Raw genomic sequence first — 24,885 nt, 5'->3', positions numbered from 1 at the left:
TCTATTACGCGCAACAACATACCAGCCGCGGAGGTGTAATGGCAGCGCCGGAGATTTCCCAAACCCAGGTTTATGAGTGGCTGACCGGGGATGAAAACAGCCGCATGTGCGACGACATCCCCGAGAGCGCTTGCGAGGATCAGCCGCAAAATTTTATGCGCCACCTGTGGGCGTCATTAGGCAATAAGCTCGCTGATGAGCTTTCCAGTGCGCGTTTAGTGTTGCCGTGGTTGATGGGGATTATCGGCGCCCCGGTATGGATGGTGGGGCTGTTGGTGCCGATTCGCGAATCCGGCGCTCTGCTTCCGCAGATCTTTGTTGCTGGGTTTATCCGCATGAAGCCGCAACGCAAAGGGGTATGGGTTGCCGGCGGTTTACTCCAAGCCCTTGCTGCCCTCGCCCTCGCGCTTTTGGCTTTAATGGGCAGCGGCGCGCTCGGCGGGGCCTTGGTGCTAGCCGCGCTGGTGTGTTTGTCGCTAGCACGTGGGTTGTCATCCATTGCCACCAAAGACGTGATGGGCAAAACCATCGCCAAAAAACGCCGTGGCACGCTGATGGGATGGAGCGGCAGCGTCGCCGGGGGCGCTACGCTGCTGGCTGGCGCGGTGCTGATGCTATTCAACGACCGTCCGGGCGAGCTGGCGTTAGCCATACTCCTGAGCGTTGCGGCGGCGGGCTGGGCGTTGAATGCCTGGTGCGCCTCGCGGATTAGCGAGACACCCGGCGCGGTGGAAGGCGGCGAAAACGCCTGGGACAGCATCAAACTGGGGTTCTCGCTGTTAAAAGAGGACCGCACCTTTTTGCACTTTAACGTCTCCCGGGCGCTTTTGCTCTCAAGCGCGCTGGCCCTGCCGTACATTGCCCTACTTGGGCAGCAGCAAAGCGGTTCGGAACTCGGCGGCCTAGGCCTTTTGGTGATTATTTCCGGCGTCGCTGCCATGGTCGCAAGCCCCGTATGGGGCAAGCGTGCCGATGCCTCCAGCCGCCAGGTCATGCGTGATGCGGCGATAGGTACTGCCGTGTGTTGCCTGCTCGGTGCGCTACTTGTATGGCTGCCGGGCAGCTGGACCCAGCAAATCTGGCCTTATGCGCTGGTTTACGGACTTTTAGTGATTATTCATCATGGCGTGCGCTTAGGGCGCAAAACCTATCTCGTGGACATGGCCACCCAGGACAATCGCGCACTTTATGTCGCGCTGTCTAACACCCTGACCGGTATTTTAATGTTGGTGGTGGGTGGCGTACTGGGGGCCTTGGCCCAATGGTTAGGCAGCAGTGCATTACTTATCGTGCTTGCGGTGACGGCACTTGGCGCTATGCTAAGCGCTCAGCAGCTGCCTGAGGTGGAATAACGCCGTGCCGGCACCCGCTAAAACACCGTGCATTAAACACGGCGATTGCAAAGCGCGGCTGGGCTCGCCAAGATGTAGGCTAAGACGCTCAAAGATAACGCAAACAGAAATGCCGCTTGGCCATAGCGCACAATCAATGGCCTTCGGAAAGGACTGGAGCTGCAATAGGAACCTTTAATGAAACGATCTCCCTTGATCAGCCCGGAGTTGCTAGAACGTATTGTTGACGCTTCCGAAGATGGCATTGTGGTTGCCGAACAGGAAGGCGATGAGAATATTCTTATTTACGTCAACAAAGGGTTTGAGCGCTTAACCGGCTATAGTGCCGATGAAATTCTCTATCGCGATTGTCGTTTTTTACAAAATGACGACCGCGATCAGGATGCCTTACAGACGATTCGTAAGGCGCTTAAAGACGGTCGCCCTTCGCGCGAGGTGCTGCGCAACTACCGCAAAGACGGCACGATGTTCTGGAACGAGCTTTCGATCACACCAGTGTACGACGAGGCCGACCATCTGATGTACTACATCGGCGTGCAAAAAGACGTGACTGATCGAGTGGAAGCCTTGCAAGCGCTGGAGTCGCTACAAAAACAACCGAAAAGCGGTGAATGAAAACATCGAATAAAAAAACCATGAAAGCTTGAACTTCAGCCTGACTAGCGCTATATAGCGGCTATGCGCTAATGCGCTAGGTATTTCATACGCTGATGCGTCGTGAAATCGTATATCGCCGGTTAACCGGCCTGGGTTGGAGGGCCTCAACATGAGCCGTGACCCCTTAAGTCGTGATATATATTCCCACCGTGACGGCAACGCCGCTGACTTTGATAACAATGACGCGGACAGCAGCGATACCGTTAATGATGATGCGGTTAACGACCACTTCTATGGCAGCCGCCGCCCCAGCAAAAGCGATACGCTTCGCGCCAGACGCCGCGTCGAGGCACTGTTGGAAGAGCGCCGCCTACGCCGGGCCATCGCCGACGACTGGGCGGATGAGTAAGCGTGACCTCTCTCGCTTGATAAACTGCGCGTCTACCCACAATGCTGGCCTTTCCGGGCGCTCGGCACTATCATCATGTGCCTGATCATCGTGTTTTAAGCACGTTGTGTTTCAAGCACGTTGCTATTTCGTTTACCAACTTATCGGATTTCCATGGCGCAATACGTTTTCACCATGAACCGGGTCGGCAAAATCGTGCCGCCCAAGAAACAAATTCTCAAAGATATCTCGCTGTCGTTTTTCCCTGGCGCCAAAATCGGCGTGTTGGGTTTAAACGGGGCGGGTAAATCCACACTGTTGCGCATTATGGCCGGTGTCGATACAGAGTTTGAAGGTGAAGCTCGTGCGATGCCAGGCATCAACGTCGGCTACCTTTCCCAGGAGCCGGAACTCGACGACGAGAAAAATGTGCGCGACACCGTCGAGGAGGCATTAGGGGCGCTTAAAGAGGCCCAGGAAAAACTCGATGCGGTTTACGTGGCTTACGCCGAGCCGGATGCGGATTTCGACGCGCTTGCCTCTGAGCAGGCGCGCCTTGAGGACATCATCGAAGCCGCCGATGCACACAATATCGAGCGCAAGCTTGAGGTAGCTGGTGAGGCACTGCGCTTACCGCCATGGGAAGCCAAAGTCGGCAATCTCTCCGGGGGTGAGCGCCGCCGCGTGGCTCTTTGCCGCCTGCTGCTATCCAGCCCGGATATGCTGCTGCTCGACGAGCCGACCAACCACCTCGACGCCGAGTCGGTGGCGTGGCTTGAGCGCTTTCTCCACGATTATAACGGCACCGTGGTGGCGATCACCCACGACCGCTACTTCCTCGACAACGTGGCGGGCTGGATTCTCGAGCTCGACCGTGGCCAGGGTATTCCATTCGAGGGCAACTACTCGCAGTGGCTTGAGCAGAAAGAGCAGCGTCTAGGCCAGGAGGCCAAGCAGGAGGCTTCGCGCCAGAAGGCGATCAAGCAGGAGCTTGAGTGGGTGCGCTCGAACGCGAAGGGGCGCCAGGCGAAAAGCAAAGCACGCCTCAATCGCTTTGAAGAAATGCAGTCCGGCGATTTCCAAAAGCGCAACGAGACCAACGAAATTTACATTCCACCCGGCCCGCGGCTTGGCGACAAGGTCATCGAGTTTCACAACGTGACCAAACGCTTTGACGACAAGCTGCTTTACGAAGACCTTTCCTTCACCGTACCGCCGGGGGCGATTGTCGGGATCGTCGGCGGTAACGGCGCGGGTAAATCGACGATGTTCAAGCTGATCACTGGCAAAGAGCAGCCCGATGCAGGCGAAGTCGTCGTCGGTGAAACCGTTGATATCGCCTACGTTGAGCAGCTGCGCGACGCGTTAGACGACAAGCAAACCGTGTGGGAGGCAGTCTCCGACGGCCAGGATATTCTTAATATCAACGGCTATGAAGTCGCCTCGCGGGCCTACGTGGGTCGTTTTAACTTTAAGGGTAACGATCAGCAGAAGCGCTTGGATGAGCTCTCCGGCGGTGAACGTGGCCGCTTGCAGCTAGCGCAAACGCTCAAACAGGGCGCCAACGTACTGCTGCTCGATGAGCCCTCTAACGATCTGGATATCGAAACCCTGCGCGCATTGGAAGAAGCGCTTTTGGCCTTCCCCGGCTGCGCCATGGTGATCTCGCATGATCGTTGGTTCCTCGACCGTATCGCGACACACATTCTCGCCTTTGAAGGCGATTCGCACGTCGAGTTCTTCGAAGGTAACTACACCGAATACGAAGAAGATCACAAAAAGCGCGTCGGCAACGACACGCCCAAGCGGATGAAGTACAAGCGCATTGATGCGTAAGCGCCACTGCTGCGTGCGGTAACAAGAAGGGGCGACCACCTACATGGTCGCCCCTTCTTATTGAGTGTCACCCTCCGACAAGCTCAGGATGCGAGGCTTCTGTGCTGCTTCGCCTTTCACCCTGCCGGCCAGGTAAATGCGCGCCCGCCCATCAAGTGCATGTGGATATGGTAAACCGTTTGACCGCCCATTTCGTTACAGTTCATCACCACGCGGTAGCCATCGTCGGCAAAGCCTTTCTCTTTGGCTAATTGGGCTGCGGTATGCTGCAACCGGCCGACAGTGGTCAGATCCCCTTCCTCGATATCGTTCAATGTGGCGATATGTTTTTTGGGAATGATGAGCATATGCGTGGGCGCTTGCGGGTTGATGTCGTTAAACGCCAGCACGTCATCATCTTCATAGACGATATCCGAGGGGATCTCGCGGTTGATGATCTTGCAGAACAAACACTCCATGGCACGCTCCTCAGGTTGTTATCTTTCACATGGCTTAGTTAATTTATCAACGCGAATGCCCAGCTTAGCGAAAGCGTCGCTGAGCGAGCAAGTGACGCACGAGCGGCGCCAGAATCAGCTCCATCGCCAACGACATCCGCGAACCTGGCACCACCAGCGTATGCGGACGCGACATAAACGCATCCTGGATCATCGCCAATAACCATGGGAAGTCGACAGTGGACGGGTCGCGAAAGCGGATCACCACGAACGACTCGGAATCGGTGGGGATGTCCTGCACCTCAAAGGGGTTGGAGGTATCCACCGTCGGCACGCGCTGAAAATTGATATGCGTGCGCGAAAACTGCGGCTGAATATAGCGCACGTAGTCGTCCATACGACCCAAAATGGTATCGATCACCGCTTCCTGGGAGTAGCCGCGCATCTTGGTGTCGCGGTCGATTTTTTGAATCCACTCCAGGTTCATGGTGGGCGCTACCCCGATTAACAAATCCACATGGCGGGCAATATCGAAATCGGGCGTCACCAAGCCACCGTGCAGGCCTTCGTAGAAGAGCAAATCCGTACCGCAAGGCAGCGACTGCCACTCGGTAAACGTCCCTACCTGATAGCCGGCTTCGATCTTCTGCTTGTCTTCGGCGTGGATGTAGTGGCGAAACTGCCCGGTGCCGTGCTCGCCGTACTCGATAAAAAGCCCTTCGAGCCGGTCGAGCAGGTTGGCCTCGACCGCGAAGTGCGAGAGCTCATCTTTGCGCTCGGGCTCCTCGCGGAACATGCGGTGCAGCTCACTGCGGGTATAGCGGTGAAATGCATCCCCATCCACCATCGCCGCGTGCACGTCTTCCCGTTGAAACATGCGCTCAAAACTGCGCCGCACTGTGGTCGTACCGGCACCGGACGAGCCAGTCACGGCAATGATGGGATACTCACGAGACATTAGCGCTCACTCACCTTGGTTTGGGCGCGGGCAAGCGCCTGCGTCACCGCGTCGGGTACGGCGACTGGGCGCCCTTGCGCTGGGTCGATCAATAGCAAATTGAGCCGCGCGGTCGCCACCACTTGGTCGCCCCTGTCTTTGAGATCGCGCTTGAGAACGCGGTGGTAAACCGTCAGCGCCTTGCCCTCTGGCATCGGCACAGCGGTTTCGACCAGCAGCATTTCAGGGCAGTGCGCCTCGCTTTGGTACTGCACGGCGAGATCCGCCACCACGCTAGGGTAGCCGGCAAGATCCCACTCGGGCAGATCCAGCGCTAACAATGCCTGCAAGCGTGCTTCGTGCAAAAGCGAAACCAGTGCATCGTGCCCGAGATGGCGGCCGTAATTCATATCGGTCACCCGCACCGCAAGCGGGTGACGGTGAATTAGCGCCTCATCGGGAAAGTCGAGCTTTACACGCTCCATAGCGGCTTCCTTTCGTTGGTTATGCTCGGCACCAAACCGCTCATATTTAATAACCCGGTTTTAATGTCTGACACGACCTTAATCGCGTGCTTGCTCCCGTGCAATCGCGCGGTAGCCAATATCGCGTCGATATTCAGCGCCATCCCAGTGAATCGCGCTAACACCTTGATACGCTTGCTGCTGCGCCTCCGACACGCTCTCCCCCAGTGCGGTCACGCACAGTACACGCCCGCCGGCGGTAGTCACGTCACCCGCTTTGGAAAGCGCCGTGCCCGCATGGAAGACCTTACAACCACGCTTTTCGGCGGCATCGATACCGTCAATCACATCGCCTTTGCGGTAGCTTTCCGGGTAGCCGCCGGAGGCCATCACCACGCCAACGGCGGGGCGACGATCCCACTCGCAGGCTTTCCCCGCCAGCTTGCCTTGTGCACCAGCGAGGCAAAGCTCGGCCAGGTCCGAGGTTAAACGCAGCATGATCGGCTGGGTTTCCGGGTCACCAAAACGGCAGTTGTACTCGATCACTTTGGGATTACCCACGGTGTCGATCATCAGCCCTGCATAGAGAAAGCCCGTGTACGCGTTGCCCTCTTCGGCCATGCCGCGCACGGTGGGCAAAATCACCTGCTCCATAATGCGTGCGTCGACTTCAGGCGTGACCACTGGCGCGGGCGAGTAAGCGCCCATGCCGCCGGTATTGGGCCCGCTGTCGCCGTCATAGGCGCGTTTGTGGTCTTGGCTTGTGGCCATGGGCACCACGTTTTCACCGTCCACCATGACGATAAAGCTCGCCTCTTCGCCGTCCAAGAACTCCTCAACCACCACCCGCGCCCCGGCATCGCCAAAGGCGTTGGCTTCGAGCATGTCGCGAATAGCGGCTTCGGCTTCAGCCTCGGTCATCGCCACGATCACGCCCTTGCCCGCCGCGAGGCCATCGGCCTTGATCACAATCGGCGCGCCTTTCTCGTGCAGGTAGGCAAGCGCGGGCTCAACCGCGGTAAAGGTTTGATAGTCAGCGGTAGGTATCTGATGGCGGGCAAGAAAGTCTTTGGTGAAAGATTTAGAGCCTTCCAACTGCGCGGCGGCTTGTGTGGGACCAAAGATGGTAAGCCCCGCCGCCTGAAAACGGTCAACCACGCCTTCCACCAGCGGTGCTTCCGGCCCCACCACCGTTAACCCCACCTGTGCTTGGGCGGCGAGCGCTACCAGGCCATCAAGGTCGGTGGCGGCAACGTCTACGTTGGTTAGCTTCGGTTCATTCGCGGTGCCGGCGTTACCCGGTGCCACCAGCACTTCTTCAACCTGCTCTGATTGCGCCAGTTTCCACGCTAACGCGTGCTCGCGGCCACCGCCGCCAATCATCAAAACCTTCATGCTTTTCCTTTCACTGGGTAGGCTTTTACTGGATGGGACCTACGTATCACGTGGGTGATACGCATTATGCCATAGCGCTGCTTAAACGCCGCGGTGCTAGCTACCGGACTTATCGTCGGGTTTTTCGGGTGCGTCGAGTTTCTCGCTTTTTTCGCTTTTTTCGCTTTTATCGGTTTTGCCTTCTTCGTCGAAGGGGAGGCCTGTCTGGTTAAAGGTCTTTTGCCAGAAGCGCATATTCTCCTCGGCCAGCTCCCGCATGAACTCCATGGGCGTGTGGCGCATCGCTTTCTGCCACTGATCCTGCATGCGTTGTTGTTGCTCCATCATCAGCTGTGTGCCCTGCTCTAGGTATCGCGCCAGCGGCAGCGGCGAGGACATGTCATACACGCGAATAAGCTTGGCGAGCAGATCGTTGGAGAAAACCTCCGCCTCACTATCGGCTTGCTCCTGCTCGATAATGATCGAAAGCAGAATCGTGCGGGTGATGTCTTCGCCGCTTTTGGCCTCCTCCACCCGGAAAGGCGCTTCGTCTAAAATAAGCTTGCGCAAATCTTCTAATGTGACATAGCGACTTTGCTGCGTATCGTACAATCGGCGATTGGCATACTTACGAATCACGCGCACGGCGACTCTCCTTAAAACACGAAAAAAGCTGTTATTCTCTTGACCGCTATTGTGCCTGCCCTGCGCTGCCATGCAAGCGCAGCGCGCGACCCATTAGCCACCACGCCCTAGTAGAGCACAACTACCACATGAATTTGATTTTATTAGACCCGCAGGACACGAGCACGCAAAACCGTGTGATTATTCGCGACCCACGGCGTTTACGCCACTTGAAAAAGGTTCACCGCGCGGAACCTGGCACTCGCCTGACGGTGGGGCTGGAAGGTGGGCTAATGGGCACGGCAACGCTGACCGCGCTGGATAGCGAACACGCAAGCTTTACCCTGGATGCGCTAGACACCCCACCCCCCGCGGCGCTGCCGGTACATTTAGTGCTGGCCCTCCCGCGCCCGCGCATGCTGGCCCGCACCCTAGAACACGTCACGGCCTTAGGCGTTAAAGACATCACGCTGTTGCACACCAAACGCGTGGAAAAAAGCTATTGGCAGTCGCCAGAGCTTATGCCTGAGAAAATTCATCAACATCTCATTCTCGGCCTTGAGCAAGCCAAAGATACCGTGCTGCCCACGGTGACGCTGCGTAAAGGGTTTCGCCCTTTTGTCGAAGACGTGCTGCCTACACTTCTCACCGAACGCCGCGGGCTGCTCGCCCACCCTGGTATGGCGAACGCCTGCCCGTGCGGCATTACGTCGCCGACGTTGTTATTGATCGGCCCGGAAGGCGGTTTTATTGATTGGGAGGTAGAAAGGCTGCTTGGGGCGGGCTGCGAGGGCATGCACCTTGGCCCTCGCATTCTACGGGTCGAAACCGCCGTGACGGCGCTGCTAGCCCGCCTCTTTTAGGCGGCTAGCCGACTTTAATCGTCAGATTCGTGGGGAACGACCGGCGTATCGTCATTGCACTCAGGCGTTTCATGTAAGAACGTTTCGCGCACATCGAGTACCCCTAAGTGGCTAATGGTACGGCGCCCGAGAAGCAACGGGTAATTCATATCACCGCGGTCACGCAAGCTAAACTGCTCTTCGTAGATGGTATCGCCAATGCACACATCGATGAGGACCACTGGGCGCTCGTCGACGCCTCCGGCGCCTCGTAACCTTAGATCGCGGTACAGGGGGCGCTCGATCACGTCGCTAAACACGTCGCCGCTGCTTAGATTCTCCAGCTTGAGGCGAAAGCGCACCCACTCTTCGCCTTCTCGCTCGAAGGTTTCGATATCGCGGGCATCGAGCGATGAGGTCAGCGCTCCGCTATCTAACTTGGCTTTCACCTGGATGCCCCAAGGCTCAAGGACCGCATTTTCTACCCAGCCGAAAACGCGGTCCGCGTCTGACGCTTGCGGTGACTCCTTAGCCTGAGCCGCACTGATCGCGACCCAAAACGCAGTCAGCGCTAAGCTCTTCATCAGAAAATTCGTCGTCAAAAAGCGCTTTAGCGCAACACGGCGCATACTATGTCTCCTGGAAATGTGTCTCATTCGCTATTTTTCAATCGGGCTAAAAGTGCCTGCGTGGCAAAGCCGTCCGGCGTCAGGCCTTGATCACGCTGAAATTCACGCAGGCCGCGACGGGTGTTCGGCCCCATAATGCCGTCAGCGCCCCCGACGTTGTAACCGGCGGCATTCAGTCGGCGCTGCAATTCGCGCACATCATCGCGCGTGAGCGGCGCCTGCTCACGGGGCCAACTTTGCTGGATGTCGGCGCGACCGGCAATCGCATCGCTGAGCGTGCCAACCGCCAGGGCGTAACTGGTGGCATTGTTGTAGCGCAAAATGGCACGAAAATTCGGCCCGACCATAAACGCCGGGCCGTCCGCACCGGCAGGTACGATGACAGCGGCACTGTCAAAATCGGGGAGCTCACCGCTAACCGCACGCACGCCCTGAGCCGCCCAGGCAGCGCGGCTGCGACGCTCGGTTTGGGCGTAGTCGAAATCATCCGGCAGATTCACCTCAGTGCCCCATGTCTGGCCTGGCTGCCAGCCAGCCTTGGCGAGATAGTTGGCAGTGGAGGCCATCACGTCGGCAATGCTGCCCCAAATATCGCGTCGGCCATCGCCGTCACCATCGACGGCGTATGCTTCAAAGCTTGAAGGAAGAAACTGCGTGTGTCCCATGGCGCCCGCCCAGGAGCCGATCATCTCATCGGCGGGGATGTCGCCGCTGTCAATAATGCGCAGTGCGGCAAGAAGCTCACCGCGGGCGAAGTCGCGCCGGCGCCCGTCGTACGCTAGGGTGGCAAAGGCATCGAGAGCCGAGAAGCTGCCAAAGTTGCTGCCGTAATTGCTCTCGATACCCCAAATAGCCACGATGATCTCGGCAGGGACGCCGTAGCGCTGCTGCATTTGCTCAGCTGTATCGCGATGATCGGCCAGTTTTTCACGCCCGTTGCTGACTCGCATGCTGGAGACGGCAGTATCTAAATATTCCCAGATAGGGCGCACGAATTCGGGTTGGTAGCGATCAAGCTCGATCACGCGTTCGCGGTAACGCGCGTTGTCTAACGCTTGTGTTAGCGTGCGTTCACTAATGCCCTGCGAGGCTGCGTAGAGGCGAAAATCTTCCCGCCATGCGCGAAAATCGGCGTAGTGAACGTCTTCCGCCACTTGCGTATCCACCTCGGCCATGAGGTTCTGACCGTCGCTGTCAGCGCTTGCAGGTAGCCCAACGAATGTCAGGCTCAAAAGAGAACCCACGAGCATGCCGCGCGGGATGAGTAGAGGCATAAAGTGTGTTCCTTGGGAGATTCATAGCATGGTCACGATGATCACTCACAATCACCTCAAACGCTAGCCCCAAGCACTGCTTCCTAACCGTGTAATCATGCCGATGTGGGCGAGTACAACGGCAACGGTTAGCACCGAGCGCAGTAACAGGTACCAACCCGGCCAGCCTAGACGCCCTTCACGGCTTAAGTCATACGCCCACACCAATACAAAACCTATCATTATTACCCACACACCGGTCACGGGATTGAACATCAACGCCGGCCACGCGATCAGGCTTGGCACCATCGCCATGAGCAAACGACGAATATCCCCTGGATGGCGCTGGTGGTCGGCTCGCTGAATCACCGCTCCCCAGTGAGCGCCACCTAAGAAGGATAAAATCACCGCGCCATAGTAGAGAAAGCCATACACTGCGTTGACTTGCCACACCATCGGCCCCCAAAAGGCCAGCCCGAGAGATAACCCAAAAGGCAACAGACCCGCCAAGCCAAGGAGCCAAGCCGTTTTACCACAGCTGTGCAGCGTGTTTTTTTCTTTCGGTGAGGTCACAATTGGCTCTCCTTATGCGCTTAGGTGTGAGTCGCACCTGTATGATCAACTAGCCAACGCTGCCAGGCGCTGGGTTCCACCACGGGGGGTGAAAACGAATCAGGCAGCACGCGCCAGGGTTGTTGGCGCGCTAGATCACAGGGTAACGCGCGGAGTTCCGGCAGCCAATTGGCAACATAATAGCCTTTGGGGTCGTAGTGGCCGGCTTGTTTGAGCACGTTGAAATAACGCTCCTGGCGCGGGTCGCGGCCCACACCTGCGATATAGCGCCAATTGCCCCAATTGCTGGCCACATCGTAATCGACCAAACAGTGTTCAAACCACGCAGCCCCTAAGCGCCAATCAACGCCTAAATCCTTCACCAGAAAGCTCGCTACGTTTTGACGCACGCGATTCGATATCCATCCTGTCAGGCGCAGCTCAAGCATGGCGGCATCAACAAAGGGTAAGCCGGTGTTTCCTTCACGCCAGGCATTGAAATGCGCGCAGGGCTTAGGCAGCTCGCGTGTGCCGAACATAGCCGCGCCTTCAAGTTGTGCTGCGCGGTGGAAATACTCGCGCCAGAGCAACTCAAAAGTAATCCAATAACTTGACTCACCGCTGCCATGCTTGGCTTCCCAGGCTTTCACTTCCTGATGCACCTGGCTGGGCGAAATACAGCCGTGCGCCAACCAAGGCGAGAGACGCGTAGAAAAGCTTGATCCGAGTAAACCGTTGCGGGTTTGTTTGTAAGACGCAGGGCCGTGTCGCTCCCAGACATAATCCTCAAGGCGTTCTAAACCTGCCGTTTCCCCGCCGGTATAGGCCAGCCCTTGGCGCTCATCGGGCTGCCATACGGCGGTAATATCGCAGACTTTTTGCAACGCGGGGAAGCCTCGTGATGCCTCAGGCCAAGAGGGTAGCGTCACAGGAGCCGGCAGCGGCTTATTAAGCGTACAGTGTGCCTCCACGCTGCGCCGGAAAGCAGAAAAACTGCTGGGTAGTGCCTCAGGGGAAAACGGCAAGGACTCAAGGTCGATTAATACGCCGCTCTCAACCACCTCTAGCTCTACGCTTTCAGGAAGTTCGGCCTTGAGGGCTTTTATATCGGCGATTTCATCGGCGCCAGCTTGATCCGCCACACGGACGCACCGGGCATCTAATTGCCGCGCTAAAGTGGATACTTCTTCAACGGGCGAGCCGATGCGTACGAGAAGATCGCTGCCACGACGCAGCAATTCGCCCCGCAGCTCCATCAAGCTTTGCCATAAAAAACGCAGACGTGCCGGCCCTATACGAGGAGACGCTTCTCCGGGAAAAGGGGCTTGCAGCCAACGCTGATCCAACACATAAACACACAGAAGCTGCTCGGGGCGCTTTTCAAAGTGCAAGAGCGGGTTATCCGCCACACGTAGCTCATTGTGCAGCCAGATAATATCTAGGGTAGGCGTTATCATGCGCGCGCCTCTTCAGCCCGGCGAAACGGCTTGGCTGAACGGCGGCAGCGCTCACTACAGTAGCGTACATTGTTCCAACAGCGCGCCCACTTTTTACGCCAGGTAAACGAGCGCTTACAATGTGCGCACGTTTTTTCCGGTAGGTCAGCTTTGCGTCGCATGGCATCGTCACGTTAGGTGGGTGCAAAATCATTACGTACAATTATTGTACGATATCACCCCGAATTATGACAATACTGTATAGGAATATTGCTTCAGCACTAATAAAAAACCGCCGAATTTATCGGCGGCTTGATCACTAAATGGGTATTACGCGATGGCTAACGTTAATAGCCGCCTACGCCTTTGGGCACCAACCCCAGGTTATTTTCGACCTGGGTGACACCGGGCGTGTTTTCCGCAGCAACCTGGACGGCTTTTTTCTGCTCGTTAGATTCGACCAAGCCCCAAAGTTCCGCCACACCCTCGCTAACGATGATACTGATGCCCGCTACACGGACACCGGTATTGTCATCGACCTCTTTGAGTATGGCCTCGCGAATGGCGCGATCATTGCTCGGGGCTTCAGCGTTAGTAACCTCAGCGCTTGCCAAGCCTTGAAGTAAGTTAGCACGGCTAACAATACCGACCAGCTTGTCGCCGCTCACCACAGGAGCGCGTTTAATACGATGTTTCTCAAGTAGGCGCGCAATTTTGTGCAGCGGTGTACTTTCATCAATGGTGAACGGGTTGGGCGTCATCACCTCGCTGGCCTTACGTCCATGCGATTTAATGTACTCCCCCGGGTCTTTTTGCCCGGCAAACAGGGAAAGCCACCAAGAGCGCTCTTCGCCGCCCTCGTTTTTGACACGACGCATTAGATCGCCTTCTGAAACAATGCCGATCACTTTCTGATCGTCATCCACAACGGGCACCGCGCTAATGCGGTGGGTCAGCAACAGTTTAGCAATCGCATTGACCTCGTCATCCGGCCCAACGCTAATTACATCATGGGTCATAATATCGGCAGCTTGCATGTAGCTCTCCTTCGCTTGATCTTGATAAAAGCGCTTTTGTTTGAAGCGTAGCTGTCTCTTAGGTGAGTTTCCATGTCCGAGTCATGCAATACAAGCCACGTTGACTTGGAGCATATACTACGCAATGGATCGACTTCCCGAGAAATTAACGTTGACCGCGTCGACTGACGTAGGACATTGGGCGCGTGAGGCTTGCCATCTGCCGCGTGTAAAGCGAACATTGCCTGCTATTTACCCCATTGCTTTGGAGCCTGGGAATGTCGATTGCCCGTTTTTCCCCTTTTGAGCTGGTGCTGCTCCAAAGCCGCAGCCAAGTGGATACGGCAACGTTGCTGCTGCTGGCGTGGGTACTGGTTAACCGCCAGCCGATTACCGATGGCCAACGACGCCGGCGTCTCGCCCAAGTAACCGCGCAATTTCGCCACGGCCATGAATTAGGCTCGGTGATGGATATCGCCCAAAGCCAAGATTTACAGGCGATTCAGCTTGCCTCAGAGGTACTGCGCAAAGAGTGCACGCAAGAGCGTAGCCTAAGTATTATGCATCAGGCGATTGCCTTGGCGACCGACGACGGCACGCTCTCATTGGCAAACCATTATATATTACGCTTTCTTGCCGACCTTTTAGGGGTGACGCCCGAGACGCTCAGCACGCTGTTTAAAGAACTCACCGGCGAAGCGCTAAAGGGGCCGGAAGATATTAGCACCGAGGCTTACTGGCGGCGTCACGATCCGCAGTATTACGAGCGCAAGGCACAAGAAGCCGCAGAAAAAGAGCAGGCCCAAGCACGCGCCGAAGAAGCCGAGCGACAACAGCAAGCGCAGCGCCAAGAACGCGAGCAGGAAAAACAACGCCGCCGCCAGGAGCGTGAGGAAAAAGCGAGAGCCAAGCGTGAGCGTGCTCAGCAGGAAAAAGCCCACCGCCGCCAGCAAAAGCAACAAGACTCACAGCAGCGCCACCGCGATGATCAACGCCACCAACACCATGAACAGCGCTATAAACAATACAAACAGCGCCCTCATGCGCCGCCGGATCGAACATCGCGGGCGCTTGCGGTACTGGGACTTACCCAGGGTGCTAACCGCAGCGACATTCGCCGTGCCTACCGACGTATGGCGCAACTGCATCACCCTGACCGCTTCTTCTCTGAGAGCGAGCAGCAAGTGGCGTTAGCTTCAGCTCGTTTTCAACGCATCAAAAATGCGTATGATTACCTGATGCAAACCTATCGATAAATGCCGCTTAACGACAGCCACGGGTACCTAATTTACCTATGCGTGACTTGTATCAGCGCCTAGCGCTATCGCCCAATGCCACGCCACAGGCGCTGCAAAGCGCCATTGAAGCGTGCCAGCACAACGCCTTAAAACAAGATGCCGACGCGGTACTCATGCTACCAGAGCGTCGCGACGCCTATGATAGTGTGCACGCGACAGTGAGCGATATTGGCCGCTTGCGTTCACGCCTGGGGCTAACCCACGCAGCCCACTGGCAAGGCAGCGTGGCCAACGACTTCTCGTTACCGCCGGACAACGCGATTTCACGCCATGATGAGCTCGTCGACCGGGTCAGCCACGCCGTCACGCTGTACAACCGCTGGCGGCGCTTTCGCGGCACATGGCTATTCATTGCCACCTTCGGGATTGGCGCTTGTGCGGGACTCGCCGCGGGGGTCGCCCTGTGTATGCGCTTGTGGGCGGCTTAAGGCAGTATCGCCCGCCGCTTTCTCATCTTTTTGCGCGTCGTTTGAAGGCTCGGAGCGCGCCTCCATGTTGACGCTCAAACGCGGCACGCCCAGGTCGATTACTTGCTCTTCCATGCGTTGTTTCAACAGCAAATTAAACGCCCGTGCGACGTCCCACTGCATTTCCGGTGCGGTACGAAAGCGCATACGCAAAATCGGGCAGCCTTCTTCAAAAGCGTCGATACCCTGCATCTCCAGCGGCGACCAGATATGGTGACGCATCATCGGGTCCTGACGCAGCGATTGGGCGGTTTCTTGCATCAGCGTCGTCGCCGCGTCGATTGCCATATCGAACGGAATCCGAATCTTCATCAACGCAATGCCGAATTGCCGCGACATATTGTGAATCGATTCGATGCGACTAAAAGTAATGATATGGACGACACCATCAAGATCACGCAGCCGTACCGTGCGCAGCGTTAACCCCTCGACCGTCCCCATGTGGTTGTTGATCTCGACGAAATCATCCACCGCCAGCGAGTCTTCGATCAGAATAAAAATACCGGTAATCAAATCCTGAACTAAGGTTTGCGCCCCAAAACCGAGCGCCAAACCAATCACACCGGCACCGGCAAGCAGCGGAGTGACGTTAACCCCCAGATTCGCCAGCCCCACAATCCCGGCGATAATCAAAATAGTGACAAACATAACGTTGCGAATCATCGGCGTGATGGTCTGCGCCCGGGCCTTATTAACGCGTCGCCCGCGCGAGCGGGATGATGTAATGAGCGCACGTTGAATCGCCGTGTCGGCAAAAATCCACACCAGCCAGGCCAGTAGTATCGTTGCCCCCAGGCTCAAAAGCGCCTTTCCGATAGGCGCGCTCGTGACCGCTTGCTGGCCAAGGCCAAAAAGTGACCCACCCCATACCTGCATAAAGAGCTCAGCAAAGACCCCCCACGCGCAGATATGCGCCAGCACAAAAGCAAAGCGCTCCAACCGCATACGGTATTCGCTGTGGCGATGGCGGCGGCGACGGCGACGCTTATTCATCCGTTCGGCATGACGACGCAAAAGGCCCGTTACCACCAGCGTCAGTACCAACAAGCTAGCGGAAACAATGGAGCGCGCCAGTGCCGTCCCCACATCGCCAGCGGTGATAAAAATCGCCAATAACGACCCCACCACCAGCAATAGTGCCGGGATGTGCCACAGTCCGCCCAGCGCCCGACTAAGCTCTACCGTGGTACTCGCATCGCGGCGTTGACGATACGGGCGATTGCAAATCAAATGGCGGATGGGCCGCTTAAACTTGATGATGAAACGTACTGAAATCAGCGCGGCGATGATGTTGGCGAGTACCGATACGAGCCCGGAAAGCTCATCCCCCAGCATTGTGACTAATCGGTTAGAGTTGACGGCATCGCCAAGCGCAATCAGCGCACCAATCACAAAGAGTGAGCGCAATCCGCGCAACTGTAGTAGGCGCACGGCGGTAAACCGGTGGCCGCGACTAAAGAACGCGACAACGGTTTCAAAGGCAACGGAGAGCGCACGCCCGCAAACGCAAACGTAAGCGATGACTTGTACCAAAGCCCGCCCTGGGCTGTGTGGCAGCAGCTGCCCCAGCCCTAAAACAATGGCAAACGATAGGACCCAGGGGAGCATGCGGCGTAAAAAATGTACGGCGAGCAGCCAGCCAGGCGGGTCTCGTGGCAAATCCTGCGGCCAACCCTGGCGGGTAGCAACTAAACGCCCCAAGGCAATCATCACCACCAATAACACAATCCAAATCACTGCGAGGACAGCACCATCTACCGCCGTGCGAATTAACTCCGTCCGGCTGACGCTACGGCTGATGGCTTTTAGCCCTTCAACCCCACGGTCGATTTGTTGCGACCACTGGTTGGCAGGTGAATCGCCGCCTTGTGCCTGCTCGCCAATATCGGTAAGCGTGTCTGCCAATGCCCCTAACAGGCCTTGGCGCACAACGCCCTCATCTGCCGTTGCCGCGCTCGCTGTTTGCAGTTCTTTTAACGACTGTAAAAGCTGTTCGCGCTGCTGCTCGTTTTCCAGCATCGTGACCACATCGTCCAACGATTGCTGAAATGATTCGTTGCTGACATCCTCGCTTTGCTCTTCACCGCTATTGAGCCCGGGTATCGAGACCAACTGCGCATAGGCTTGCGGGACGAGCAGGCAGAAAAAAAGCAGTATTCCGACCATGCCCCGCCTAAGGGTGGCAGCCACATTAACTGCCGTTGTGTGCTGTCGCACGTAACTCTCCTCACTCTTGACGTTCCTCGTCGTGGCGGCGTTCACCGCCCTGCGCCCGTCTATGATAGGCTGAGTGCCTCATTTGTTCACCTCACAGGATGTCGAGATGGCGCTGAAAACTCCTCCCGCCGAGGTCAATGCTGACGGCCAGACCCGCCGTGTCGGTGTTGAGATTGAATTTGCCGGCTTGCCGCCCCGCGATACGGCGCAGCTTGTCAGTGACGTGTTCGGCGGTGAGCTTAACGTTGTCAGCCCTCATCGGCTACAGGTCAAAGACACGCGCTGGGGTGATTTCAGTATTGAGCTCGATACCCAGTATGCTCACCCGGATAGCAAAATCTTGGATGATAGCGCTTTTCTCGATACGGAATGGGCGCGCCACCAGCATCAGATGCGTGTGGAATTTCACCAAAAAACCCGCGAACTGATCGGCGATATGGTGACCGGCCTGGTACCCACCGAGATTGTTTTTCCGCCGGTGCCGTGGGATGCGTTGCCCGAGCTTGACGAGCTTTTCGAGGCCCTGCGTGAGCACGGTGCCAAAGGCACGGATGCCAGCCTACTTTACGGCTTTGGCCTGCACTTAAACCCGGAAGCCGCCGCGCTCGACGCTGACTACCTGCTTTCGATGCTACGCGCTTATCTGTTGCTCGCCCCTTGGCTGCGCGAAGAGATTAACGTCGACATCACGCGCGAAGTGCTGCCCCACGCCAACCCCTTCCCCAAAGAGTATGCGCTCAAGATTTTCGCCGCGTCTTATCAACCTGATCTTAAGACCTTGATCGACGACTACTTACACGACAACCCCACACGTAACCGTGAACTGGATATGCTGCCGCTGTTTGCTCACATCTACCCAGATCACCCGCATAAATTGCTGCACAGCAAGCTCACCAAACCGCGCCCCACGTTCCACTACCGCTTGCCTAACGCGCAGCTCTCCGAGCCGGATTGGGGCGCCGTGACAGAATGGAACCGCTGGGTCGACGTTGAAGAACTCGCCGCAGACCGCGATAAACTGGCCAAACGCTGTGCAGCGTACATCAGTGAGCAAAATCGGCCTTTTTATATTCGCTGGCCGGAGCATATCCGCCGTTGGTGGCAACGCCGGCGCCAATAATGGCTCCCCTCAACACGCTCGAAAATAGACCAGATAGACCGTTCTTTCAGACTGCAATCACAGACAGGTTTTATAGAACGGTTCTATCGCCTGAACATATTGCCTGAACATATAGAGAGTGCCGCTGGATGCCACGCCCATTGATTGGAATTACAACGTCTGACCGTAAAAGCCGCCTGGCTTGGTGGTTCGACTGGTTTGCCGTTTGGCGACACGGCGGCCGCCCGGTTCGGCTCTCCCCATCTCGCCCACGCCCGGATCGCCTCGATGGTTTAATCATCGGCGGCGGGGACGACATTCAAGCACACCTTTACGATGCTGAAGTACAGTTTGATGTGCGCGTCGATCCCGAGCGCGATGAGCTGGAATTAACCCTATTAGAGCGTTTTATTCCCCAACAAACGCCTGTATTGGGCATTTGCCGCGGCGCGCAGCTAATCAACATACACCTTGGCGGGACGCTGGATCCCGATATTTACACCACCCACGAAGGGCTAAAACAGCGGCGCACGGTATTGCCACGCAAGACCGTGGATATCGTAGGAGATAGCAAGCTGCATCGTTTTTTGGGAGTAACGTGGTGCCGCGTCAACAGTCTTCACCATCAAGCGGTAAATCACGCCGGTGAAGGCGTCGATATTGTGGCGCGCGACCGAGACGGGCTGGTGCAGGGAATTGAGTCGAGAAACCACGACTTCTTAATCGGTGTGCAATGGCATCCTGAATGGCTCATTTTCAACCGCCCCCAACAGCGCCTCATCAACGCTTTAGTGAGAGCGGCCAAACGCCATTTAAGCAAGCACGACTAAACGCCGCCTATTTTAATGCGGCAAGGGCGGCATCGTAGTCCGGCTCGTTTTTGATCTCACTGACCAGCTCGCTATGCAGTACACGATTATCGGCATCAAGCACGACCACCGCGCGAGCGCAGAGCCCTTCCATCGGGTTATTCTTGAACGCCACGCCCCAGGCTTCGCGGAATTCCGGGTGACGAAACGTCGAGAGTGTCTCGACATCGTCCAAGCCTTCCGCACCGCAAAAGCGCAGCGCCGCGAAGGGTAAGTCGGCCGAGATCACCAGCACCACGGTATCGGGCAACTCCGAAGCCACCTCGTTAAAACGCCGAGCAGACGTAGCGCACGTGGGCGTATCAACACTCGGCACAATATTCATCACTTTGCGCTTGCCAGCATAATCGTCAAGCGTTACGTCTTTTAGCTCAACGTTGGTCAGCGTCAATGCCGGGGCTTTCTCGCCCACCGCCGGCAGTGTGCCGGCCACTTCCATCGGTTCACCCGCGCGAGTCACTTGTGGCATGGTTCGATCCTCTTTCGTCATGGGAAAAATTATCATTTACAATCTTAACAGCCAAACGACTGCTAAAGCGAATATAGCAGCCTGACACCCCCTAACGCCCGAGAAGGACATCCGATGCCCTCTGACTCATCTGCCAAATATATCGTGATCATCAAAACCGGCGATGCCTTCCCCGATGTAGTGGCTCGCCATGGCGATTTTGAAGCACTTTTTGTTAAGGAACTACACCCGGCAGTGCCAGTAGGCATGGCACTTGAGATTATTGACGCGCCACGCGGCCATAAGCTTCCCGATGCAGCAACGCTTGCCGGTATCGTGATTACCGGCTCGCACAGCATGGTCAGCAACGCCGAACCCTGGAGCGAGAAGCTCAAGCCGTGGCTGCGCGAGGCGCTTTCCGCCAATGTGCCGATGCTAGGCGTTTGCTACGGCCATCAGCTGATGGCGGCGGCCTTTGGTGGGGTTAGCGACTACCATCCAGCAGGTCGCGAGTCCGGTACTTACCCCGTACATCTGACGCAAGCAGGAACAGAAGACGCGCTGTTCGGCCAACTGCCCAACACGTTTTCTGCCCATTTGACCCACGCGCAGTCGGTTCTTACCCCACCACCGGACGCTACGGTGTTGGCAACCAATGCCCACGATACATACCAGGCGCTACGCTACGGGCCGCGTCAGTGGAGCGTGCAGTTTCATCCGGAGTTTACCCCGCCGGTGATGCAGGCGTATTTAGCCCATCAGCGCGACGCGTTAGCACAACAAGGGCAAGACGTTCACGCGTTGCAAGCAGGGGTTACCGAGACACCGGAGGCGACGCAGCTGCTCGCGCGTTTTATCGCGCACCTGTAAGGCCACTCAGAAAAGCGTTCAGACGATAGGCCCGCGCCGGGAGGCGAGACGATCCGCGAGCCGGGTCGGCTCGGGCAGTTTCGTGCGGTGCAAACAGCGCATGACCCAGTCCAACGCCGTTTCAAAACTGAGGCGGTGGCCGGGTGAGATATAGATCGGTTTGACGTTAACGCGGGAGCGCAGTACAGCACCGATACGCTCGCCCTGATGTTCGAGCGGCGTCCAATCACCGCGTTGCTCGCCCACGTTACCGTGCGTGCCACATAGTCGTGATTTGGCTACCCCAATGGTAGGGAGATCCAACCACAACCCCAGGTGAGACGCCACGCCCAGACGCCGCGGGTGGGCAATACCCTGGCCATCGACCATCACAAGCTGTGGTGGGGTTTGTAGTTTGGCAAAGGCACCCAACGCCGCCGGGACTTCGCGAAATGAGAGCAGACCGGGGACATACGCCATGCGCGTCGGCTCGCGGTGTACCACCTGCTCGACCACCTGAAAAGGCGGCCCTTCGGGCGACCACTTCAGCACCACCACGGCGGCGCGGGTGATGTCGCCACCGGCCTCAAAACCAATATCGACCCCGGCGATATGCTCGACGGGGCCGATAGGGTCGGCACAGATGACGCGCTGTGCCAAACAGGACTGCAGGGCTCGCGCCTTTTCAGGCGCGAGATCCCAGGCGTGCTCGATCGCTAGCCGATCACGCACGCTCACGGCGGCGTACGGGCGCTTCGCCATCTTGACGGCGACGCGGCGCGCGATCTGGGGCACTGTCTTCGCTAATTTCCAACGGACGACCGCCGACACGGGCACGCGACATCTTGGCCAGAATCGAGCTTGGCAAGCCGTTGGGTAACTCAACGACGGAGAAGGCGTTGCGAATATCGATACGGCCGATACGTGCGCCTTCGATACCCCCTTCGTTTGCCAGTGCGCCAACCAGCTGGCCGGGCTTAACACCATCTTTATGGCCGACAGAAACGCGATAGCGGGTCATGCCTTCGCTCGGAGCGCTACTACGCTCACGACGGCCAGCCGGCTTGCCGCCGCCATCACGCGAGGGCTTCTCTTTACGCGGCGCCTGCAGGCGACCGATCGGTGCTTCGTCAGCGCGGGCCATGGCGGCAAACGCACAGGTCAGCTCAATCGGGTCGTAACCCTCTTCGATCAGACGTTCAATCAGCGCACGCTGCTCTTCTGCACCCTTGGTCAAGGAGGCGATGACGCGATGATGGAAGACTTCATCACGATGGGCGCGAATAGCGGATTCATCCGGCAGCGGCATTTCGGTCATTTTCTGACCGGTTGCCTGCTCCATCCAGCCGACTTTGCGACCTTCACGGAAACCGGCAAAGGTAATTGCGATACCACTGCGCCCGGCACGACCAGTACGGCCGATGCGGTGGGTATAAGCTTCGGCATCCTGGGGCAGATCGTAGTTGATAACGTGTGTAATACGCGACACGTCTAGACCACGAGCGGCAACGTCGGTGGCGATCAGCACATCGACTTTGCCGCGTTTTAAGCGCTGGATCGTGCGCTCACGCAGGCTCTGGTCGAGATCACCGGAAAGGCCTGCCGCATTCACGCCACGTGCCGTCAGTTGTTCCACTAGCGTGGTGCAGGCGGCGCGGGTACGCACAAAGACGATGGCCCCATCGACCGGCTCCACTTCGAGAATACGCGACAGAGCTTCAAGTTTAGCGCCACCGTCGACGCGCACAATACGCTGTTCGATGTTCTCGCCAGTCGTGGTGCCCGACTCAATCGCCACCTTCACCGGATCGACTAAATAACGGTTAACGATGCGCTCGATTTCCGGCGGCAACGTGGCCGAGAAGAACACGCGCTGTGCATCTTTAGGGGTATCGGCAACCACGCGTTTCACGTCGTCGATAAAGCCCATGCGCAGCATTTCGTCGGCTTCGTCCAGCACTAGTGCTGAGAGACCATCAAGCTTCAAGCTACCGCGGTCCAGGTGATCGATCACACGGCCTGGGGTACCCACCACGACTTGTGCGCCACGCTTTAGCGAGCCGAGCTGTTCACGATACTCTTGACCACCACACAGAGTGGCGACTTCAAGGCCTTTGAGGTTTTGTCCGTACTTGCTGAACGAGGCGGCAACCTGCTGAGCAAGCTCGCGAGTCGGTGCCATGACCAGCACCTGAGGTTCGCGGCGCGTCAGTTCTAAACGTGACAGTAACGGTAATGCAAACGCTGCGGTTTTGCCGGTGCCGGTTTGGGCTTGGCCCAGCATATCGCGTCCTTCCAGCAGCGCAGGAATCGTCTGCGCTTGGATCGGCGAGGGAGTTTCGTAGCCCTGTGTTTCAACAGCAGACAAAACGGCAGGCAATAGAGCCAGTTCGCCGAAGCTCGGCGAGGCGACAGAAGTCGAGGTCATTAATCACACCTTGGTAGGCCGTGGTCGTCACGGCAAAAAACATCAAAAGCGTCTCTGACTCGATGACTCACATAAGTCAACATGCTATAAGCGATTTACAAAACCATGTGTAAAAAAACATGTGCAAAAGGCTATTTGCCAATAGACGATATGTAATCAGTCACCGCTTCCGTTTTTGGCGGAATGCGTCAAAGTGAGTCGGAGACGCCGGTCGCACCTAGCATTAGGGCTAAGACCGCAATCGCGGGCTAACCGCTGTGGCGACCTTCTGCGCCGGCTTTTCGAACAAGCCTCAAGGCTTGGTAAGCGGCGCGCCATCTTCACACAACAATGAGCTCCCAATCAGGGGAAGGCTCTGCGCTAGCTCAAGCGCTTTGGCTCAAACATTCGTCATGATGGAGGGGTCAACACATGCGAGGAAGGCGCATACTAACATCGCTGCTAACGCCTGACCAGTTTTTCCATGCGTATTTTTCGAAGGTGCGATTGGCAGCGTGCCATATTTGAACTAGCCTGAAATGTGCCTTATCAATTTCAAGGTACCTAAAGGAGTGATTCGATGAACTGGGATCAAATAGAAGGTCGATGGACTGAAATGAAAGGCAAAGCACGCGCTAGCTGGGGTGAGCTTACCGACGATGAATTGGATCAAATCGGCGGTAAACGCGATCAGCTAGTGGGTAAGTTGCAGCAAAAATACGGCTTGGCGAAAGAAGAAGCTGAGCGTAAAGCCGACAAGTGGGCAGATGAACAATAACGCCTCATAATAATCACCCACAGTAACAACTCATTGCTTTTATACTCCCATTTCCAGATTCCTCAATACAACACGTTTTGCACAACACATTGAGCGTTATCGCATGCCAATGCGTATTGAGTTTGTAGCGACAAGGAGAGGTGCTATGCGTAAATCAATCATGACAACTGCTGTTAGTGCAGCCCTACTTTGCGGTGTTGCTTTTCATGCCAATGCGGCTTCCAGCGAGCCACAAGGTATGTACTCCGCTGACGACATTATGGACGCGGATGTCTATCTCGAAGGCGACACCAACGAAGATATTGGCGACGTCGAAGATATTTTGTTGAATGAAGACATGAAGGTCAGCTCTATCGTTGTCGAAAGTGGTGCTGTATTAGGGCTAGGCGGCCGTGAAATCGTCGTCGATTCGGATTACTTCCGTCTCGAAACCGATACGGACGGTAACGATACTGAACACCGTATTCTGATCAGTGCATCTGAGGAGGAAGTGAAATCATTTCCTACTTATAATCGCGACTGGTGGGAACAGACCAAAGTCAACGCACGCGATGCCTGGGAAACGACTGAGCAAGAACTCGAAAGCGCGTGGCAATATACCCGCGATGCCTTTGACTCTGACGAAGGTGTTAATCAAGAGTAAAAGCTGTTTTCTTTAAGCTAAACGAGCATGATGCGAACCTAAAGAGCACGCTGAAAAAAGCCACCTACGCGGT

The 24,885-nt window shown here is 56.7% G+C and carries 27 protein-coding genes; 12 read left to right on the top strand and 15 right to left on the bottom strand.

All coding sequences use genetic code 11. From position 1 onward, the window contains the following. Positions 1–38: 38 nt before the first annotated feature. From HZS81_RS05920 to ettA, 4 genes are all read left to right on the top strand, one after another. Complete coding sequence (locus HZS81_RS05920) at positions 39–1,352, top strand: MFS transporter (protein ID WP_179929632.1); 1,314 nt, start codon at positions 39–41, stop codon at positions 1,350–1,352. Positions 1,353–1,529: 177 nt separating this feature from the next. Continuing rightward, positions 1,530–1,967, top strand: a complete 438-nt coding sequence (locus tag HZS81_RS05915) for a PAS domain S-box protein (RefSeq protein WP_179929631.1) — start codon at positions 1,530–1,532, stop codon at positions 1,965–1,967. Positions 1,968–2,118: 151 nt separating this feature from the next. Continuing rightward, the gene (locus HZS81_RS05910) at positions 2,119–2,358 is read left to right on the top strand and encodes a PA3496 family putative envelope integrity protein (protein WP_179929630.1); all 240 of its coding nucleotides are present in this window, start codon (positions 2,119–2,121) and stop codon (positions 2,356–2,358) included. A gap of 153 nt (positions 2,359–2,511) precedes the next feature. After that, positions 2,512–4,173, top strand: coding sequence for an energy-dependent translational throttle protein EttA (gene ettA / locus HZS81_RS05905; protein WP_179929629.1), 1,662 nt, complete (start codon positions 2,512–2,514; stop codon positions 4,171–4,173). Between the two features lie 116 nt (positions 4,174–4,289). Here the strand turns inward: ettA and HZS81_RS05900 are convergent, their stop codons facing one another. The 5 genes from HZS81_RS05900 to phaR form a co-directional block, all read right to left on the bottom strand. Further along, positions 4,290–4,631: a histidine triad nucleotide-binding protein gene (locus HZS81_RS05900; RefSeq protein WP_179929628.1), complete on the bottom strand. Its 342-nt coding sequence runs from the start codon at positions 4,629–4,631 to the stop codon at positions 4,290–4,292. A gap of 64 nt (positions 4,632–4,695) precedes the next feature. Continuing rightward, positions 4,696–5,568, bottom strand: coding sequence for a phosphoribulokinase (locus HZS81_RS05895; protein ID WP_179929627.1), 873 nt, complete (start codon positions 5,566–5,568; stop codon positions 4,696–4,698). Then, on the bottom strand, positions 5,568–6,032 hold the full coding sequence (locus HZS81_RS05890; protein ID WP_179929626.1) for an acyl-CoA thioesterase: 465 nt from the start codon (positions 6,030–6,032) through the stop codon (positions 5,568–5,570). Before HZS81_RS05890 ends, HZS81_RS05895 begins: the two co-directional genes overlap by 1 nt. Positions 6,033–6,110: 78 nt before the next feature. After that, a complete protein-coding gene (purD, locus tag HZS81_RS05885) occupies positions 6,111–7,406 on the bottom strand; it encodes a phosphoribosylamine--glycine ligase (protein WP_179929625.1) in 1,296 nt (431 codons plus the stop codon). 96 nt (positions 7,407–7,502) lie between these two features. Then, complete coding sequence (gene phaR, locus HZS81_RS05880; RefSeq protein WP_179929624.1) at positions 7,503–8,030, bottom strand: polyhydroxyalkanoate synthesis repressor PhaR; 528 nt, start codon at positions 8,028–8,030, stop codon at positions 7,503–7,505. A 128-nt stretch (positions 8,031–8,158) separates the two neighbouring features. Here phaR and HZS81_RS05875 point away from each other — a divergent pair, with 128 nt between their 5' ends. Continuing rightward, on the top strand, positions 8,159–8,872 hold the full coding sequence (locus tag HZS81_RS05875) for a 16S rRNA (uracil(1498)-N(3))-methyltransferase (protein WP_179929623.1): 714 nt from the start codon (positions 8,159–8,161) through the stop codon (positions 8,870–8,872). 14 nt (positions 8,873–8,886) lie between these two features. On the opposite strand, the gene rloA3 is transcribed toward HZS81_RS05875, so the two are convergent. The 6 genes from rloA3 to HZS81_RS05845 all read right to left on the bottom strand — a co-directional run bounded on the left by rloA3 (position 8,887) and on the right by HZS81_RS05845 (position 13,758). Further along, the gene (rloA3, locus tag HZS81_RS05870; protein WP_241697387.1) at positions 8,887–9,480 is read right to left on the bottom strand and encodes a retropepsin-like aspartic peptidase RloA3; all 594 of its coding nucleotides are present in this window, start codon (positions 9,478–9,480) and stop codon (positions 8,887–8,889) included. A gap of 23 nt (positions 9,481–9,503) precedes the next feature. After that, positions 9,504–10,754, bottom strand: coding sequence for a lytic murein transglycosylase (locus HZS81_RS05865; protein ID WP_179929622.1), 1,251 nt, complete (start codon positions 10,752–10,754; stop codon positions 9,504–9,506). Positions 10,755–10,817: 63 nt separating this feature from the next. Beyond that, entirely contained in the window at positions 10,818–11,306 is a 489-nt protein-coding gene (locus HZS81_RS05860; RefSeq protein WP_338401817.1) for a DUF3429 domain-containing protein, read from the bottom strand. A 20-nt stretch (positions 11,307–11,326) separates the two neighbouring features. Beyond that, on the bottom strand, positions 11,327–12,739 hold the full coding sequence (locus tag HZS81_RS05855) for a DASH family cryptochrome (RefSeq protein WP_179929700.1): 1,413 nt from the start codon (positions 12,737–12,739) through the stop codon (positions 11,327–11,329). Further along, positions 12,739–12,903, bottom strand: coding sequence for a DUF2256 domain-containing protein (locus HZS81_RS05850; protein WP_179929621.1), 165 nt, complete (start codon positions 12,901–12,903; stop codon positions 12,739–12,741). Before HZS81_RS05850 ends, HZS81_RS05855 begins: the two co-directional genes overlap by 1 nt. 165 nt (positions 12,904–13,068) lie before the next feature. Further along, positions 13,069–13,758 carry a CBS domain-containing protein gene (locus HZS81_RS05845; RefSeq protein WP_179929620.1) on the bottom strand — a complete coding sequence of 230 codons (690 nt, stop codon included), beginning with the start codon at positions 13,756–13,758 and terminating at the stop codon, positions 13,069–13,071. 257 nt (positions 13,759–14,015) lie between these two features. Here HZS81_RS05845 and HZS81_RS05840 point away from each other — a divergent pair, with 257 nt between their 5' ends. Together HZS81_RS05840 and HZS81_RS05835 are read left to right on the top strand one after the other, a co-directional pair. Further along, positions 14,016–14,993 (top strand): J domain-containing protein, encoded by a 978-nt coding sequence (locus HZS81_RS05840; protein WP_179929619.1) that lies wholly within the window; start codon positions 14,016–14,018, stop codon positions 14,991–14,993. A gap of 38 nt (positions 14,994–15,031) precedes the next feature. Next, complete coding sequence (locus HZS81_RS05835) at positions 15,032–15,463, top strand: hypothetical protein (protein ID WP_179929618.1); 432 nt, start codon at positions 15,032–15,034, stop codon at positions 15,461–15,463. On the opposite strand, the gene HZS81_RS05830 is transcribed toward HZS81_RS05835, so the two are convergent. Next, on the bottom strand, positions 15,380–17,668 hold the full coding sequence (locus HZS81_RS05830; protein ID WP_179929699.1) for a mechanosensitive ion channel family protein: 2,289 nt from the start codon (positions 17,666–17,668) through the stop codon (positions 15,380–15,382). The genes HZS81_RS05835 and HZS81_RS05830 overlap by 84 nt on opposite strands. Positions 17,669–17,825: 157 nt before the next feature. Here HZS81_RS05830 and HZS81_RS05825 point away from each other — a divergent pair, with 157 nt between their 5' ends. Both HZS81_RS05825 and HZS81_RS05820 read left to right on the top strand, forming a co-directional pair. After that, positions 17,826–18,839, top strand: a complete 1,014-nt coding sequence (locus HZS81_RS05825) for an amidoligase family protein (RefSeq protein ID WP_179929617.1) — start codon at positions 17,826–17,828, stop codon at positions 18,837–18,839. A 128-nt stretch (positions 18,840–18,967) separates the two neighbouring features. Next, positions 18,968–19,648, top strand: a complete 681-nt coding sequence (locus HZS81_RS05820; RefSeq protein ID WP_179929616.1) for a gamma-glutamyl-gamma-aminobutyrate hydrolase family protein — start codon at positions 18,968–18,970, stop codon at positions 19,646–19,648. A 7-nt stretch (positions 19,649–19,655) separates the two neighbouring features. Here the strand turns inward: HZS81_RS05820 and tpx are convergent, their stop codons facing one another. After that, on the bottom strand, positions 19,656–20,156 hold the full coding sequence (gene tpx, locus HZS81_RS05815) for a thiol peroxidase (RefSeq protein WP_179929615.1): 501 nt from the start codon (positions 20,154–20,156) through the stop codon (positions 19,656–19,658). Between the two features lie 114 nt (positions 20,157–20,270). Here tpx and HZS81_RS05810 point away from each other — a divergent pair, with 114 nt between their 5' ends. Next, positions 20,271–21,005 (top strand): glutamine amidotransferase, encoded by a 735-nt coding sequence (locus tag HZS81_RS05810; protein ID WP_179929614.1) that lies wholly within the window; start codon positions 20,271–20,273, stop codon positions 21,003–21,005. 18 nt (positions 21,006–21,023) lie between these two features. On the opposite strand, the gene nfi is transcribed toward HZS81_RS05810, so the two are convergent. Both nfi and HZS81_RS05800 read right to left on the bottom strand, forming a co-directional pair. Beyond that, the gene (nfi, locus tag HZS81_RS05805) at positions 21,024–21,746 is read right to left on the bottom strand and encodes a deoxyribonuclease V (RefSeq protein ID WP_179929613.1); all 723 of its coding nucleotides are present in this window, start codon (positions 21,744–21,746) and stop codon (positions 21,024–21,026) included. After that, positions 21,709–23,412, bottom strand: a complete 1,704-nt coding sequence (locus HZS81_RS05800; protein WP_179929612.1) for a DEAD/DEAH box helicase — start codon at positions 23,410–23,412, stop codon at positions 21,709–21,711. The genes nfi and HZS81_RS05800 overlap by 38 nt, the downstream gene beginning before the upstream one ends. Before the next feature lie 559 nt (positions 23,413–23,971). Between HZS81_RS05800 and HZS81_RS05795 the strand changes: the two genes are divergently transcribed. Continuing rightward, positions 23,972–24,169, top strand: a complete 198-nt coding sequence (locus HZS81_RS05795) for a CsbD family protein (RefSeq protein WP_179929611.1) — start codon at positions 23,972–23,974, stop codon at positions 24,167–24,169. Between the two features lie 145 nt (positions 24,170–24,314). Continuing rightward, entirely contained in the window at positions 24,315–24,812 is a 498-nt protein-coding gene (locus tag HZS81_RS05790; RefSeq protein ID WP_179929610.1) for a PRC-barrel domain-containing protein, read from the top strand. Positions 24,813–24,885 lie beyond the last annotated feature (73 nt).

This window comes from Vreelandella salicampi, assembly GCF_013415105.1.
Taxonomy (GTDB): Bacteria; Pseudomonadota; Gammaproteobacteria; order Pseudomonadales; family Halomonadaceae; genus Vreelandella; species Vreelandella salicampi.
The sequence above is the reverse complement of the archived record's forward strand: the minus strand, read 5'-3'. Positions and strand labels throughout refer to the sequence as shown.